At 55.9% G+C, this 15587-nt stretch carries 15 protein-coding genes; 9 read left to right on the forward strand and 6 right to left on the reverse strand.

Annotated features, from left to right (window positions below):
* Positions 1-23 precede the first annotated feature (23 nt).
* From BLT38_RS17840 to BLT38_RS17855, 4 genes are all read right to left on the reverse strand, one after another.
* Positions 24-1919: a hypothetical protein gene (locus tag BLT38_RS17840; protein WP_083346395.1), complete on the reverse strand. Its 1896-nt coding sequence runs from the start codon at positions 1917-1919 to the stop codon at positions 24-26.
* A gap of 75 nt (positions 1920-1994) precedes the next feature.
* Positions 1995-2930 carry a D-hexose-6-phosphate mutarotase gene (locus tag BLT38_RS17845; protein WP_083346396.1) on the reverse strand — a complete coding sequence of 312 codons (936 nt, stop codon included), beginning with the start codon at positions 2928-2930 and terminating at the stop codon, positions 1995-1997.
* 339 nt (positions 2931-3269) lie between these two features.
* The gene (locus BLT38_RS17850) at positions 3270-4034 is read right to left on the reverse strand and encodes a GAF domain-containing protein (protein ID WP_231966599.1); all 765 of its coding nucleotides are present in this window, start codon (positions 4032-4034) and stop codon (positions 3270-3272) included.
* Positions 4035-4300: 266 nt separating this feature from the next.
* Positions 4301-5296, reverse strand: coding sequence for a CPBP family intramembrane glutamic endopeptidase (locus BLT38_RS17855; RefSeq protein ID WP_083346398.1), 996 nt, complete (start codon positions 5294-5296; stop codon positions 4301-4303).
* A 148-nt stretch (positions 5297-5444) separates the two neighbouring features.
* Between BLT38_RS17855 and BLT38_RS17860 the strand changes: the two genes are divergently transcribed.
* The 7 genes from BLT38_RS17860 to BLT38_RS17890 all read left to right on the forward strand — a co-directional run bounded on the left by BLT38_RS17860 (position 5445) and on the right by BLT38_RS17890 (position 11836).
* Positions 5445-6320 (forward strand): LysR family transcriptional regulator, encoded by an 876-nt coding sequence (locus BLT38_RS17860; protein ID WP_197674980.1) that lies wholly within the window; start codon positions 5445-5447, stop codon positions 6318-6320.
* A 181-nt stretch (positions 6321-6501) separates the two neighbouring features.
* Positions 6502-7224 carry an SDR family NAD(P)-dependent oxidoreductase gene (locus tag BLT38_RS17865; RefSeq protein WP_083347177.1) on the forward strand — a complete coding sequence of 241 codons (723 nt, stop codon included), beginning with the start codon at positions 6502-6504 and terminating at the stop codon, positions 7222-7224.
* Between the two features lie 4 nt (positions 7225-7228).
* The gene (locus tag BLT38_RS17870; RefSeq protein WP_083347178.1) at positions 7229-7708 is read left to right on the forward strand and encodes a RidA family protein; all 480 of its coding nucleotides are present in this window, start codon (positions 7229-7231) and stop codon (positions 7706-7708) included.
* 973 nt (positions 7709-8681) lie between these two features.
* The gene (locus tag BLT38_RS17875; RefSeq protein WP_172838335.1) at positions 8682-9068 is read left to right on the forward strand and encodes a PAS domain-containing protein; all 387 of its coding nucleotides are present in this window, start codon (positions 8682-8684) and stop codon (positions 9066-9068) included.
* 9 nt (positions 9069-9077) lie between these two features.
* On the forward strand, positions 9078-9626 hold the full coding sequence (locus BLT38_RS17880; protein ID WP_083346400.1) for a GGDEF domain-containing protein: 549 nt from the start codon (positions 9078-9080) through the stop codon (positions 9624-9626).
* Positions 9627-9867: 241 nt separating this feature from the next.
* Positions 9868-11046, forward strand: coding sequence for a family 16 glycoside hydrolase (locus tag BLT38_RS17885; protein WP_156785197.1), 1179 nt, complete (start codon positions 9868-9870; stop codon positions 11044-11046).
* A 151-nt stretch (positions 11047-11197) separates the two neighbouring features.
* Entirely contained in the window at positions 11198-11836 is a 639-nt protein-coding gene (locus tag BLT38_RS17890; protein ID WP_083346402.1) for an NAD(P)H-binding protein, read from the forward strand.
* Positions 11837-11914: 78 nt separating this feature from the next.
* Here the strand turns inward: BLT38_RS17890 and BLT38_RS17895 are convergent, their stop codons facing one another.
* Positions 11915-12475: a TlpA family protein disulfide reductase gene (locus tag BLT38_RS17895; RefSeq protein ID WP_083346403.1), complete on the reverse strand. Its 561-nt coding sequence runs from the start codon at positions 12473-12475 to the stop codon at positions 11915-11917.
* A gap of 209 nt (positions 12476-12684) precedes the next feature.
* Here BLT38_RS17895 and BLT38_RS17900 point away from each other — a divergent pair, with 209 nt between their 5' ends.
* Together BLT38_RS17900 and BLT38_RS17905 are read left to right on the forward strand one after the other, a co-directional pair.
* Positions 12685-13512: a DUF4159 domain-containing protein gene (locus BLT38_RS17900; protein WP_083346404.1), complete on the forward strand. Its 828-nt coding sequence runs from the start codon at positions 12685-12687 to the stop codon at positions 13510-13512.
* 125 nt (positions 13513-13637) lie between these two features.
* The gene (locus BLT38_RS17905) at positions 13638-14420 is read left to right on the forward strand and encodes a TIGR03435 family protein (RefSeq protein ID WP_172838336.1); all 783 of its coding nucleotides are present in this window, start codon (positions 13638-13640) and stop codon (positions 14418-14420) included.
* Between the two features lie 6 nt (positions 14421-14426).
* Here the strand turns inward: BLT38_RS17905 and BLT38_RS17910 are convergent, their stop codons facing one another.
* Entirely contained in the window at positions 14427-15563 is a 1137-nt protein-coding gene (locus BLT38_RS17910) for an NAD(P)/FAD-dependent oxidoreductase (protein WP_083347179.1), read from the reverse strand.
* Positions 15564-15587 lie beyond the last annotated feature (24 nt).

A 15587-nucleotide genomic window follows, 5' to 3' on the forward strand; every position in this document is an offset into this window, starting at 1 on the left:
TCAACGGTTATCGTATCGCGGCCTTAGTGGTCGATGTGCGCATTCGCGGCGCGACGGCATTCCTTGCTCATGCATCCAGCGGCTAGCGCTCGCAGTTTGTCTGGCGATAGCTTCCAGACGGTGGCATTGTGCAGGCTGCTCATCAGGTCGCGCTCTGTGGCGCGGGCTTCACCTGCTTCGGTGCGCCAGTCTCTGGTGGCCTCCACCTCTGAAGCGCGTGGTGCCCATGCCTTGCGAAGATCAGTGAGCCGTTTCTCAATCAATGCTTCATCTGTCGCTTCGCCATGATTCGCTAACTGATAAGCGAGACTACGTTGTTCTCCCATTACCGACGTGGCGGTGAGGTGTTGGCGGAGCCATGCCAGTACCTGGGGTGGGTAGGGTTGGTGGAGTGCGTTGTAGATGGTCTCTGCCGGGTAGAAGGGGAGGCTGTTTGGGTTGGTGGTATGGTCCAGCATGGTGACGGCTTCGGCAGGGGCCATGCGCATCAGCACGGCAATCATGGTGCCGTCCTGGGCGTTGGCATTCCATCCAGCCTTGATCTGGGGCAGGATGGGCGGAGTGGCGTAGCGAGCGGCAAGGACAGCCTTGGCATTCCAGAGGGCGCCGCGGTTCCCCGGTGATGACTTCAGCTGCTCGGCGAGGCAGGTGTCTACTTCCTGCAGGCGGTCACCGTGCCATGCTGCGAGTGACGTGAGTTGGAGGGGATATCCGGGCGCGCATATGGCGTGCACGAGTATCTGCTTCTGCTCGTCACCGGCGGTGAGTTCCAGTGCGGCGATGACGGGTTCGCGGTCTGCCGGTGTCTTGTCCAGCGTGGCCTTCAGTGCGGGGATCAGGCGCGGGTCGCGCAGAGGTGGGTGCGCTGTCTGGAGGAGCATGCCCTGCATGATGTTGTTCATGTGGGGGAACTCTTCCACGGCGTATTCGTGTGCCTGCTGCTTCTCCGCCTCCGTCAGGCCGGGGAACTCCAGTAGGTAATAGGCTCCAGTGGTGCGGCTTTCTCCGGTGCGTTGCGGCATGGAGGTTAGCAAGTCTTCCATGTCGCGGTTATGGGCGGCTATGAGTTGCTGCTCCGCTTCGGTGGGCTTCCTGGGCATCACGACCATCTGCCAGCCTTGCAGTGGCAGGTTGGCGATGAGGCGGCGGGTTTCGTCCATGGCTGAGGGTTCGTCCCAACGCGGTGGATTAGCAGGGTTGCGCCATGCAGCCTGCAGCAGTTCCAGTTGGTGTGGCAGGTTGCTTGTGGTGGCCATAGCGACGGGCATGAAGCTGCGGAAGTCCTCGTCTTCCGCCACGATCAGGCGCACCTTCTCTGTCAGTGCATCGTCACCCTGCAGTGCGGCGAGGCGGGCGAAGGCGGCCTGACGGATACGCTGTCCCATTACGCCTGCCGGGGCGTTGGCGACCTCGTTCTGTACCTGGCGGACGATGTCGGCTTCCATGCCTTTCGGCATTTCGTCCACGTCGATCTCCACGCCGTTGGTGAGCGTGGGGGGAATGGTGGTGGACTTCCCCATGGTGCCGCCGCTGACGCGGTCCGCTGTGACGCGGATGGTGTAATGGCCGGGCTTGCGGAAGACGTAGCCGTCGTTGACGCGGATGGGGACGCGTTCGGCATGGCTGGTTAGCGTCTGCACACTGGCATAGTCGTGGCCGCTTTGGCCTCGCCACTGTATCCAGCCTTCGGCGGGCGTGATGCTTACCTTGTCCGACAAGTCGCCATAGTCCGTCCCGTTAAGCATCATGGGAGTTCCGCTGTTGTTGCGGTAGACCACATCGAGACGGATGGGTTCGCCAAGGTAGAAGTGGGTTTTTCCGTCGTGCGGTTCCAGCGTGACTTCCGGCATGGGAACGGTTTGTGCTGCGGCTGTGATTCCGATCGTGCAGAACAATGCGGCTGTCAGCGTAAAACGCATACAGGCGAAGTCTCCCTTGGTGTGAGAAGAGACTTCGCCTGTGAGTGGTTTGTTATCCGTGCGGAAGATGAAAATTTACAGCGATGTGACGGAGATGGCCATGGCCATGCCGTGGGTGGCACCGGGTTCCAAGGTGATGCGGTCGTCGGCTGCGTTCACTACCTCTACGCAGGCGAAGTGCTCCCAGCTATCCTCGGCCAGATCCGGGAAGTTGGGCGTGAGTACCGTCCAGGGATTCCACACCACGGTGCTGTGCGAACCGGTCTTGAGGATGTGGATGGCGCGGTGGTTTGCGGGATCCTGCAGGATGAGCGGCTCGCTGGTGTTCACGTGGAGCTGGTCCACGTCGCGGCTGAAGGCCAGTTCCGTCTCACGCTGCACCTTGCGGGTGAGGTTGTCGCGCTTGTCGATGTATGTGCTGCCGCGCAGGCCCAGCACGCGTACTGCGTGGATGTTGCCGATGGCGAAGTAGGTGTGGAAGCCCTCTTCGAACGGCACGGCTTCCTTGCTGCGGTTGGTGACGGAGAGCGTCATGTGCAACTCCTTACCGATGCGGAACTCCAGCGTGGCGTGGAAGTCGGGAAAGCCGAATGCCTTTGCCTGCTCGTCTTCGGGCAGCGAGAGGGTGACCTCTACTTCGCCGGTGGGATCGAGGTGGACGCGATCGACGGTCCAGACTGTGGTGCGGGCGAAGCCGTGCATGGGCGAGGTGGTGCCGTGTGCCGCGTCGTATTCGGAGGCGTTCCAGCGCGGTCCGAACCACGGGAAGAGGACAGGAATGCCACCACGGATAGGCTTGCCTGCTGTGAGAGGCGACTTGGGCGACAAGTACAGCACGGGATTGCCGCCACGCGGTGTCCACTGCGTGAGGTGTGCGCCGTAGAGATAGAGCGTGGCGTCCGAAGCGGCTGTGGCGATGCGCATCTTCGGCAGGCCGGGCTCGTCTTCAGTGAAGGTGATGTGATCGCGGATGGCGAATTTCGAGTTCAGTTCAGCAATGGTCTGCGGCATGGTGTGGGTGACCCCTCCCCCTATCATTTCGCAAAATCGTCTTATTGTGGGAGTTACGGTTGGGGTATCCCCTAAAATCGTCTTCTGATTGGGGTTAGGGGCAAAATCGTCTTTCTAAAGGAGTTAGGGCCACACTGAGCGTGGCCCTAACCGGCACTACTTCTATTTTAGTGATTTGGCGGAAATACCATGCCAACTGTATTTCTTTTGGTTTCTTGTGGTTACGTGGTTTGGGGGCTTGACAGCGACTTTCTGGCGCTGTTTCCTGGATGCCATTGAACCTGATCTTCGGATGCGATCCGGTTGATAGGAATTGGTACGCCTGTCGAAAGCGATTGCTCAACCCGGATGGGACGTTCCCAGAGGAAGGGAGAGAAGTTCCTTCACCAGACCCGAGAGACGCTGGATGTCGTTGGAGAGCCCCTCGCCCAGAGCTTTTTGATCGCAGTCCGATGAGCCGTTCGCGATTAGAAACGCGGCGTTGGTCATGCTCTGCAGCGGGTTGTTGATCTTATGGGCAAGCTCATTGGCAACATATGCGGCTGCTGCTGCTCTCTCCTGCGCAATCAGTCGTGCCTGTTGCTTTTGGTGCCGATAACCCATGGCCGCGAAGTCAGCGAGCATGGTCATCAAGCGCGCATCCGTCTCATCGAACGCTTCAGTTCGACCGTGCGCCATGACGAAGATCGTTCCTCTTGTATCTTCCGTAGTCCATGGAAGAAGGATGCCATCCGTTACAAGCGGAGCTTCCACGCCAAGGATGTCGAAGAACTTCTTCGATACCGTGAAGTGTTGGGCGTGACCGCGCTTGAGACAGAGACCACATGCGCTTGGTTCGCGCGGCAAGATCGCGTTCAGAAAGCCTGAATAGGCACCGGCGGTGGCGATCCAATGCCAATATGCCAGATCGCTGCCATCTTCTCTCTGAATGCTGATACCAGCGCTGTCTGCACCGCAAAGGTCGACTGCGGAACTCACTAGTTCCTGCAGGATGGTTTCCGGATGATCGACCAGGGCTTTGGAGAGGCGTTGAAGACCAGCCATCTGCGCTTCAATGTCACGAGTATTCAGGTGCCTGGAGGCAAATGCTTTGTCGGTCCTCAAGTCGAGGACCTCTAGTCCGGTTTCCTCGACGGTTATTTCCATGCAAATGATTATGGACCCACACGATGTGGGCGCGATGGAATTATTGGTATGGAACCGCAGCTCGCTTTTTGGATATGGCAAGCTCCATCGTTCCAGCAAAACTCTCGCGGCGCATTGCATTCCATCGAGTGGTAAAACTCCCAAACGGCTTCCATCAGATTTACCTCTGCGTGGTGCGATTCAGATTGAGTGGTTTCAACGAAGGCAGCGCTGTGTGGCGACAGTCACGTCTGGTGGGTTGAGCTTCGCTTTCGTATCGTCCATTCAAGACCAATCGCTACCACCAACAAGACAATAGAGAGCGTAGTCATAGCGGCGAAGTGCTGTGCCGCGACTACGTATAGCGCGCCCACAAAGGCGAGAAGCATGCACGAAGCGAGAGGCGGATTGCCGAAGATTCGTTTGACCACTTGAAGACCCGTTCGAGAGAAGATCAACAAACCCACTGCGAATATGGCCAGCAGAGCAATTTGGTATTTGGGCGTGAGAGGTACGTTGATGATTGCGTGGGCAATCATGGATGGGATCAATGACCGTGTGTATGCGAAAACAACTCCGAGCCCGATAGCAAGGCACAACAGACTGAGCACCATTCCTACGTTGTAAGCATTCGGAATGAGGTACTGCTTATGTGCAAAGACAAATAGGCAGGACGTACCCAGGATGGCTGGAGCGTTGCCCCAATCTTCCGCAAGACGTCGCTGGTAGTAGCCCCGGAAGAGCAGCTCCTCCAGAACCGGGACCACTGCGTAACTGGATATGCCGGCGAACAGCCAAAATTGCCATCGTTGCCATGAGGTGTCGAAGAAGGCTTGTCGCCAGGGAGCCATGGCGCCGAGAGGGTGAACGACATCGACCAACGACAGGATGAGTACTGGCCATTCACAAAGACACGCTGTGGCGAGGCCCGCAACAATGAGCCACTTCATGGAGTGACCGGCTCGCGTGAGTCCGTACGCCGTGGGGCCGCGACGTCGATACCACCAGTTCAACGGGACGATGAGCGCGAAGTACGATCCGTATTGGAGAAGCCAGATGAGCAGTAAGCGGCGGCTGGCGAGCAAGAGATCGGCGTTCGTGGTGTGGTTGGTGAGCAGTGCGAAGGGATTCGAAATGGAAACTATGTGGAAACGGGTGAGCAGGTCGATCAGGCGATCTTCAAGCGCGCCTGCCGCAAGGTAGACCCCGAGTACTTCGAGCAGAGCAGCGATCCGTTTCAAGCGCTTCGCCCCCGACCAGCTGACTATAGCAAGACAACGTCACTTTCTTGTGGAGACATTGTTCTGGTTCGCGTTTGACGATATGCCGCGCGACACGACGCAGGTGTTGCTCCGAGGATTATCCTTGCAACGGGAGCGTGGCGAGCGAGTGGATATCGATGATCTAAGGATATTGAACTCTGTTGCGAAGCACGGAAGTATGAATCGTGCGGCTGCTGCGCTTCACATGGTTCAGTCGAGTGTGACGGCGCGTATACGTCAGCTGGAAGATGAGCTGGGTGTATCTCTCTTTGTGCGTCATAGTCGCGGCGTTAGATTGAGCGAGGCGGGAGAGCGTCTGCTTTCGTACTCGGGCCGCATTGATGCTCTGTTTCAAGAGGCTGTTGCGGCTGTGAAGGAAGACGGTGTTCCTAAAGGAACGTTGCGCATCGGTTCGACGGAGCCTACTGTTTCATTTCGTTTGCCGTCGGTGCTTGCTGCTTATGCCAAGCGATATCCTGCGGTTTCATTAACTGTGACGACGGGTAACAGTTCGGAGTTGATACGGCAGGTGGTCGATCAGAGTTTGGATGGAGCGTTTGTTGCTGGGCCTGTGGCAAACCCGTTGCTCACCGAGGAGCCTATGTTTCGTGAGGAGTTGGCGCTGGTCACTCAAGCGTCTACGCGAAGCATTGACGATCTTCGTAGCGCGCAGGAGGTTAAGGCGATTGTGCTTGCTGAGGGTTGTTCCTATGGTGAGTTGATCAACAACGTACTCAGTGGCTATGGCATCAAGCATCAGGTGCTTCCGCTGGCTTCGTTCGATGCGATTCGTAGCTTTGTGCAATCGGGTATCGGCATCACCGTACTGCCGAAGGAAATTCTTGCTGCATCGTGGAAGGATGCGGCTGTGGCTGTGCATGAGCTTCCAGCAGCAATGGCGCAGGTGGAAACGGTTTTCATTCGCAGGGCTGATAGTTCCAATCGCAGTGCGCTTGAGGCGTTTCTGTTGCTTAGTCGCGCTTCTTCGAACCTTGATGGATAGCCGCAGGAGCTATCGTGTTTTTCGATAGTAGCTCTCAGAAAATCTCGTGACGCGCTACTGCCCTGTTCTCTCATCTAGTGTCCAGTACGAACGCTGCAAGCGCTTCGGATGACTGAACGATGTGTGAGTCTCCATGAATCGCTGCTGTGTCCGCACGCAAATGCACTCACAGGAGTTGATCATGGCAAGCAAAGGAACAGTTATCGTGACGGGAGGCTCGCAGGGTATTGGAGCAGCTGTCGTTCATTCATTTTTGAAGCAGGGCTATAACGTTGTGGCGACGTCGCGGAATGTGAGCCAGGCTGGCTTTGCGCCGTCAGAGAATCTGGCGCTCGTTGATGGGGATATTGCTCAGGAAGCAACCGCTAAGGCTGTGGTGGAAACGGCGGTTTCGCGCTTCGGTTCAGTGGATCATCTTGTGGCTAACGCTGGCATCTTTATCTCGAAGCCCTTTGTCGATTACACCGCTGAAGACTTTAAGTCGCTGGTGTCGACCAATGTTGAAGGCTTCCTCTACGTTACGCAGTTTGCAGTGAAGCAGATGCTGGCTCAGGGTAAGGGCGGTAGCGTCACTGGTATCACTACTTCTATGGTTGCTAACCCGAATGCGGCGATCGGCGCTTCTGTGGCGATGATTACGAAGGGCGGCGTGACCGCAGCGCTGCTGAACCTAGCAAGCGAATACGCGAAGCAGCATATTCGTTTCAACGCTGTTGCTCCCGGCATTGTGGATACGCCCATGCACGCGAACAATCCGAAGGACTTTCTCAAGACGCTGTCGCCGATGGGGACGATTTCTTCCTCGCAGGATATTGCAGATGCTGTTGTGTATCTGACCGAGGCGAAGAACGTTACGGGCGAAGTTCTGCATGTTGATGGCGGTTCGCACGTTGGAAGCTGGTAATCGTATGAACGCCGAGATCGTTTCAGCGGAAAAGAGAATCGTTGAACTTGGGATCGATATGCCTCCAGCGCCGCAACCGCTGGGGGCCTACACCGAAACCGTTCAGAGCGGACGCCTGGTTTATGTGACAGGAACGCTTCCCGTTGTTGCAGGAAAGCTGCAGTACACCGGCACGCTTGGTAAGGAGATTGACCTTATCGATGGACGGAAGGCTGCGAGGCTTGCGGCGTTGAATTCCCTTGCGGCGGTTCGTGAGCATCTTGGATCTTTGGATCGTATTGTGAGGGTTCTGAAAACCGAGGTTTACCTTGCTACGACGGATGAGTTCGTGGCGATGCAGCCGAGGATTGCGGATGGAGCATCGCAATTGCTGCTGGATGTCTTTGGAGACAAGGGGCTTTCCGTGCGAAAGATCATGGGCGTTGCAAGCATGCCGCTGCACGCGCCGGTGATGGTGGAGTTGTTGTTTGAGGTGGATGGCTAGTTCTTCAAGTTGGGACTTCTCCAAGCGATAGAAGTCGTTTGGGCTGATTTCCCGCAACGGCGTTTCTATGAACTTGCGTGAATCCGTTGAGACGACGTTCCAGGTTCGTTCCATTCAGCATCTCGAACCCCAAAATCTGGTCGTCTCAGTGCATTCCGATCGTTGGTGCATTTCCGATTGGCCTACACTATGCTGACCCTTCTCGTCTCTAGTCCATTCGGGTTTCTCCTCTAGACGAACGTGGAGTTGTACGACAGTTCGTCTGGTGTGAGAATGTTCAAACGCTAAAGCAAACGAGCGCTGTTTCGGAACGTTCCGAAATATCGATATGAGGTGAGAACCATGCTTCTGCTTCAATCGTGTCGAGGACGGAACATGCCCCCTCACGTTTCGGTGACCTCACAGGGGCCTGAAGATGTCAGATCACTGGACCTATGACGATGTCACTCCCGTCTTCAACGCTTCAGGAAAAGATTCCACTCATTCGTGTTGATGTCATTGCGTTCCAAACGGATAGCCGGTTTCGTATGGAAGTGCCATCTCGGTGTTGGGCGCTTCAGTTCTCCTCGTCTAAGTCAATGCTCAGGTATGCACGGGGGCGGCTGCGTAAAACTTCACTGGTTGACTTGCGTCGCGGCCTTGAACAGGGTAGCTCGTTCGCTATCAACATAAGCTTCGAGCAAGCTACATCGCTCGGAATACCTGTCCGCGAACGTGCCAGGCCCAAGAGGATGTTCTTTAAGTACACCTGGGCATTCCAGGACTGGCGATACAGTTTGAGAAGATTTCTACGCAAGAGATTCCACTTCAGCCGTTCGCCAAGAGAGCGTGTCCGATAGGTAGACGGAGCCTATGGCGTTCCGTTTCGGGACCTACCGCTTAACAAAGACATCGGCATTTCTCAGGACTCGTCGTACCTCTCCGTGAATTTCTCCGTGCCATGGTGTTACAGTGCTTCGTATCGAGACGTCTGATGACTGATTACGAAGAGCAATCCTTCAAGTTCCTCACTGAGAACAGCGCGGACATGATCTTCCGCTGCGACTTCACACCGAAGTTTACGTACGTCTCGCCTTCTTCCATTCGTTTGCTTGGCAAAGCACCGGAAGAGTTCATTGGCCTGCATCCTTCGTCTGCAGTGTTCGCCGACGATCTGGTCATTGTCCGCAAACACATTGAAGAGCTGAGCAAGCCGGGTGCGGAACCTTCCAATGTGGCGGTGCGCTTCTTTCATAAGAATGGTTCGCTGATGTGGATGGAGGTCAGCGCACGAATGATCGAAGATCCTGAAACGGGCCAACCGAAGGAAATGATCCTGATCGCTCGAGATCTCACCGAACGGAAGAAGCTTGAGGACTAGCTTCTTGCTATGGCGATGACGGACGGTCTGACCGGCCTCTCCAATCGGCGTGCCTTTGATGCCGAGCTTGAACGGCAGTGGAGCCGTGTTCTTGCAGAGAGCTCGCAGTTCTCTCTGGTGTTGCTCGACATCGACCACTTCAAGAAATTCAATGACGAGTACGGCCATCTGGCTGGCGATGACTGTTTGCGCGTGGTCGGCGCTGCGGTAAAGTCTGCGGTTCGAGACGGCGATGTGGTCGCGCGTTATGGCGGTGAAGAGATTGCGATCATCTTGCCCTCTACCGATTCTCAAGAAGCAGTGATCGTCGCGGAAGCAGTGCGAAACGCCATCGAGAACCTGGGTATCGAGCACGGAGGCAATCCCGAAGGAGGCAGCAAGGTTACGGCAAGCTTCGGCGTCGCCACTGCGCTTGCACGCGCAGGAGGTGCGATCCGAATGCCCGAATCGCTTCTACTCTCTGCCGACAAAGCCCTCTATATGGCCAAGTCTGAAGGGCGAAACTGTGTGCGCAAAGTCATGATGATGGCGGCGCCACAGAAGCCGTCGGAAGCATAGAGCGGCCCCTGATAAAGTTGGCTTTCGCAAGTATTCTCAGCTTCCGAGAATCGCGTCTATCGTTCTCAATTCTTGAACGTCTCTCTTCTCAGAAATTGATCGGGAATAAAGTGCGGCAATTCTGGTTATCTCCAGAGGGAGGCACTATGTCTGGTCCATCTTGTGCGAGAAGTACTGCTTGCTTTACATGGGAACTCCACTCTGCCTCTACTCCTAAATTTTTGCTTTTAGAGGTTCATTCATGCATTTCAGAGCAACCCAAGGCCGACCAAGTTACTGGTCCTACGTCATCGAAGCCGTAATTTTAGTTGGATGTTTCATCTCTGCTTTACACGCTCAATCCATTGCAATCCCAACCACTCCGGCGAGCTTTGAGATTGATGCCGCACAGTCGGGATCGTCCGAGAAGGGTGCTCAGTTTGGAGATTTTCTTGGGCGTCGCGCAGTTTTTCTTCCCTCAGGATTTCTAAACGTCCGAGGAGTGTCGTTCCGCGATGGGACATTTGAGTTTGATATGGCGACCAAGCCGGACAGCTTCTTTCTTGGCGTGGGGTTCAGGGTCGAATCCGAAGCAAATATGGAGGTCATCTATTTGCGACCAGGAGCTTCTGACACGGTGGAGGCGGTGCAATATACGCCGCGACTTAATGGCGACGCGGTCTGGCAACTTCTCAACTCCACCCATGAAAAGGCCAGCGCACACATTCCGAAGAGTGAATGGTTCCATATCAAGATCGTTGTGCAGGGCCGATCCTGCAAACTTTTTATGAACGGAAGCAATGATCCGACGCTGGAAGTGACGAACCTGCGCAGGGAGCCCAATGAGGGCGGAATTGCTTTATGGGCGCTTGGTGGAGGTGGATATTTCAGCAATCTAAGCTATCGTCGTGATCCTGATCCAAAGCCCGTGTCCAAGTTGCCGCGCTATGAGCGTGCAGGTCTGTTGTCCGATTGGGAACTGTCGCCCGCATACGATACGAGCGAGGTTGCTGCGGACAAGTATCCGAATTTAGCCGGTCGATGGGAAAAGGTGTACGCGGAAGATCCCGGATTTGTTCTGGTCAATCGGTATCGAACCAGCCCGGCGATGTTTCCGATGCCGTCTCGTGACGAGATGCTGAAAGGGCGCGTGAAGGGAGCAAAGGTCGTGTTCGCACGTACTGATATCCGATCGGCGAAGGCGCAAGACAAGATACTCAAGATTGGCTATAGCGACGATATCGTTGTCTACCTGAACGGCAAGCAGATTTTTTCGGGCAAGAATGCTCTGTCCTATCGCAGCAATGACTCGCTTGGCACCTTTGGTCTTAATGACGAAGCACCGATCCATCTCAACGCGGGGGCGAATGAACTGCTCGTCGCAGTTACGGAATATAACGGCGGATGGGCATTCCAGTGCGAGCTCTCACCTGCTCCATAGCCGGATGAGATGGGTTAATCGGAAAGTTCTGTGCCGAGAAGTTTGCTTGTCATCATTGATCGACGGCTGACGAGAAGAGTGTTTATCGGGACTGATCACGGGTCTAGAATGTCTCAGGATTTCGGAGGCATGGTGAAGTGAGAGGACAGCGATGAATCTGCTTTTGCTTGGTGCTACTGGTCTGGTGGGGAAAAACGTATTGGCGCAGGCACTTGCGGATCCGACTGTAACCAGCGTGGTGGCGCCAACGCGTCGTGCGTTGGCGCCGCATCCGAAGCTGAGAAACCCTGTCGCTGATTCATTGGGTTCATTTTTATCGGACGGGTTCCCAGATGGAATCGACGGCGTGATCTGTGCGTTAGGGACGACGATCGCGAAGGCCGGTTCGAAAGAGGCATTTCGAGAAGTGGACTACCAGTTGCCTTTATCGTTTGCGAAGTCTGCGCGTGAGCATGACGTAGGAACGTTTGTTCTGGTCACGGCGAGTACGGCGAATGCCAATTCTTCCATCTTTTATTCGAAGACGAAGGGCGAAGTGGAAAGAGAGATTGAGCGCGTGGGATTCCCATCGCTCACCATCGTTCGCCCTGGCCTGATCGAAGGTGAACGAGAGGAGTCACGCTTCATGGAAAGCGTGGGTCTGCGATTGATGAGTCTCCTGGGGCCGCTTGTTCCGAAGAAGATGCGGATCAATCCTGCTCCTGTGATCGCAGCGGCTTGTCTGGGTGCATTTCGCGATGGCAAACCGGGAGTTCATTACTGTCTTGCTGAAAGTATGGTCGGAGCCTGATCGCGGGAAGTTGGCTTGTCGGCGGCTGTAGGCATGAGCTCCTTCGTCTGAAGGCGTTTTGTCTCTACTTGTTACGAGCTACTTTGCGCGGCTCTTCAGTCCATCAATGAAAGCGGAAACACTTGGATCGTTCCAATCAGCTCCCCCTGCATGCTGGGCGGCAATTCTGCCGTCTTTCGAATAGAGAAATGTTGCCGGGTATTGGTGAAAGTACATTGACGGCGGAATGTCTTCATCTCGCGTTACGAAGAACGGCAAGGAGTAGTGGCCGAGTCGCGCATAGTGTTCCACGCGTTGTGGCGTATCCAACCGGGAGACGATTAGAAAGACTACCTCTGGATCATTCTTGTATCGGTCGTAGAGTGCCTGCACCGTGGGCATTTCTGCTACACACTGTATGCACCATGTTCCCCAGAGATCGAGAAAGATCACCTTTCCTTTGTAGTCGCTGAGGTGCCGCTCGTGCCCATCGAATGTTTGGAACGCGAGGTCCGGCGCTGGCAGTGATACAGCGATGAGCCCAGGCGACCGCGATTCAACGTTTCTTCGGACGACGTGAAAGAGCAGGAACCCCGCGAGAGCCACGAGAACGCACAAAACGATAAAAGTTCCGCCGATCCACTTCCACGCTCGTTTCATGTGCTCCTCGTTGAAACCGAAAATCGAATGACAATGCAGGGCAGGCACAAATGCAGGGCAAGCATATCAGTCCTGTAAAGTGGGCCTGTCGGGCGGCTCTAGACATGAGTTGCTTCGTCTAAGTGATATCGGTATTGGCCGTGCTGAGGGTTGTCGCTACGGCTACTCGGTTTGCGTCTCATAGTGCCCTGGGAGGGATGCGGGTGAGAATGCGGTTGAAACTGGCTCTCGCGCTTGTCCTGCCGGCTGTTTTGATCACCGCTTTGTGGGCGCAGCGGGCGTTTCGGCAATATCCGTCTGTCGAGTATGGCTTGAGTATTCCTCTGCCGCCGGATTGGAATGTGCCCGCTGAATTTGTGTGGGCGCGGTTGATGTATGCCGGGGGGCCGCTGGACGGGTATCAGCGGACGGGACGGTTTACCGGGCCGTGGCAGGAGGGTCTTTCGCTGTGGACGCAGGATTATCCACGCGCGGACCGCTTGCTTGCTGCCACGCTGCGGCGGCTGACACGGATCGATGTGCGGTCGGTGGAGCAGTCGGTGAACCCGGACGATGGCGACGAGATTTACAACTGGCCGTTCATTTATGCGGTGGAAGTTGGTGAGTGGCAGTTGACCCAGGCGCAGGCTAATAAGCTGCGTGATTACCTCCTTCGCGGCGGATTCTTCATGGCTGACGGCTGCCATGGTGCAGAAGAGCGGGCCTTCTTCGAGAAGACGATGAAGATGGTGTTTCCTGAGCGGCAGCTCGTGGATATTCCGAATGATGACCCCATCTTTCATACCGTGTTCAACCTGGACGACCGGATGCAGATTGTGGGTGCGGAACATCTGCGGGAGGGGCACAAGAAGGATGGCTATGTGGCACGGTGGATGGGGATTTACGACGACAAAGGACGGCTGATGGTGGCGGCCGATCTGAACTCGGATATGGGTGATTCGTGGGAGTATCTGGATGATCCGCGGTATCCGGTGGATTACTCGATCATGGGCGCCAAGATCGCGACGAATTATGTGACGTATGCGATGACGCACTAGCGCGATTCGCTGGCTTGTGGGCGGCTGTGGACGTCGTGAGGAAAATGCGGATGAACGAATGTAGGTATCGATCTTCGCTTGTGATGTGTGCCGTTGCCTCGCTGTCCTTTTGGGGGCCGCAGGTTATGGGGCAGGCTAACGCGCAGCCGACAGCGCCTGTGTCTGCGCATTCGGCTTCGGATTCGACGCTGCCTGCATTTGACGTGATCACCATTAAGCCCAACAACTCCGACGAACGACCGAGCATTGATTTTGATGGTGGGAACTTTTCAGCGACCAACTTTTCTGTGAAGATGCTTGTCCTGTTCGCCTATGACCTCAAGGACGATCAACTTTTCGGCGTCCCCAAATGGGCGAGCGAACTGCATTTTGATATGAAGGCGAAGGTGCTCGACGCGGACCCCACCGTACTTCAGCAGCTCAGTAATGATCAGAAGCGCGTGATTGAGCAGACGATTCTGACGGAACGCTTCGGGCTGACATTCCATCGCGAGACGAAGGTGCTTGCCGTCTACGAACTGGTAGTGGATAAAGGTGGGCCAAGGTTCCAGCCGTCGAAGATTGAGGCGGGACAAAGAGGAGCGAACGGCCTGGGAGCCGGAAGCCTGCACACGAACAATCACAACGGGAATGCAGACATGACGTCTACCGCTGTTCCCATTGCCTCACTGGTGAATGTCCTGTCGCGACAGACGGAACGCATCGTGGTGGATCAGACCGGGCTGACAGGAAGGTACGACCTGAACCTGACCTGGTCACGCGATGATGGCGGGACACCGGCAACCGATCAAAATAGCCCGCCAATCGTGACTGCAATCCAGGAACAACTTGGTCTGCGTCTTCGTCCTGCGAAGCTTCCGGTCAGCACGTTTGTTGTTGACCATGTTGTATTGCCGTCCGGGAACTAGGCGCGACTAGCTGAGGAACCAGCGTTGTATGCGGCTTGATCCAAAGAGGCTCTTCTCCGCGGCCATTGCTTCTGAGGGAGCTTGATAGCTGCCTACTGGCGGTCCGTGCAGGAAGGTGACGTCTACGCGCGCGACCTTTTCGTCACCGAACTCGATGTAGCATGCGCCCTTGCCGCCGTACTCATCGGGAGCCGGGCTACCGGTCAGGTCGGCGAGGATTCTCTTGGCAACGACAGCCGCCGAACCCTCTGCGAAGATGCCGGCTTTTGGTGTGCCCACGCCGTTGACATCGCCAACGGCGTATACACCTGGGAAGCTGGTCTCCAATGTCTGCTTATTCACCGGCACCCATGCGAATGGATCGGCGGACAGGCCGGATTCGACGACGACCTGCGGCACGCGATGCACCGGTATACCGAGAAAGAGGTCGTAAGGAATTTCTTCGCCACCGCTCAACACGGCCACCTTACGCGCGGGGTCCAGGCTGGCAACGAGGTTGTCTTTCACGAAACGGATGCCGCGTTCTGCAAAGGCTGCGAGCAGAGCCTGCGATGTTTCCGGAGACGGCGGGATCGGTACGCCGAATGGCATTACGAGAGTGATCTGAGTGGCGTCGCGAAGGCCTCGTGACTGCAGAAAGTCATGGAGCATGAGGGCAGTTTCACTGGGTGCGGGCGGGCACTTGAACGACTTGCCTGTGACGCCAATGACAGCGTGGCCGCTTCGGAACTCTGCCAGCACGTCGCGCAAGGCGAAAGCGCCTGCGGGGGAATAGAACTCGTTGCCGCCTTCGGCGAGGCCGGGCGTGGCGGCGATGTCATAGTCCGCTCCGAGAGCGACTACCAGGTAGTCCGCTTCGAATGTCTGGGCGTCTGTGACGACAATTTTCGATGCTGGATCGATCGATCGCACGGTGGTCTGAAAGAAGCGCACGCCGGGCTTCAGGATCTGGCTATAGGGATGGCGTACTTCTGAGGGCAGGTGTCGACCAAACATGACGTCGAGCTTTGAGAATCCGAATACGAAGGCATCATTCTTGTCGATCAAGACGATGTCGATCTTGTCTCCCAAAGCTTCAGAAAGAGCAGTCGTCAATTCAAGGCCGCCGAATCCGGCTCCTAATACAACCACACGTGTGCGCATGGCCAGAAGCATACACCCGTGGAG

It is taken from the genome of Terriglobus roseus (genome assembly GCF_900102185.1).
Taxonomy (GTDB): Bacteria; Acidobacteriota; Terriglobia; order Terriglobales; family Acidobacteriaceae; genus Terriglobus; species Terriglobus roseus_A.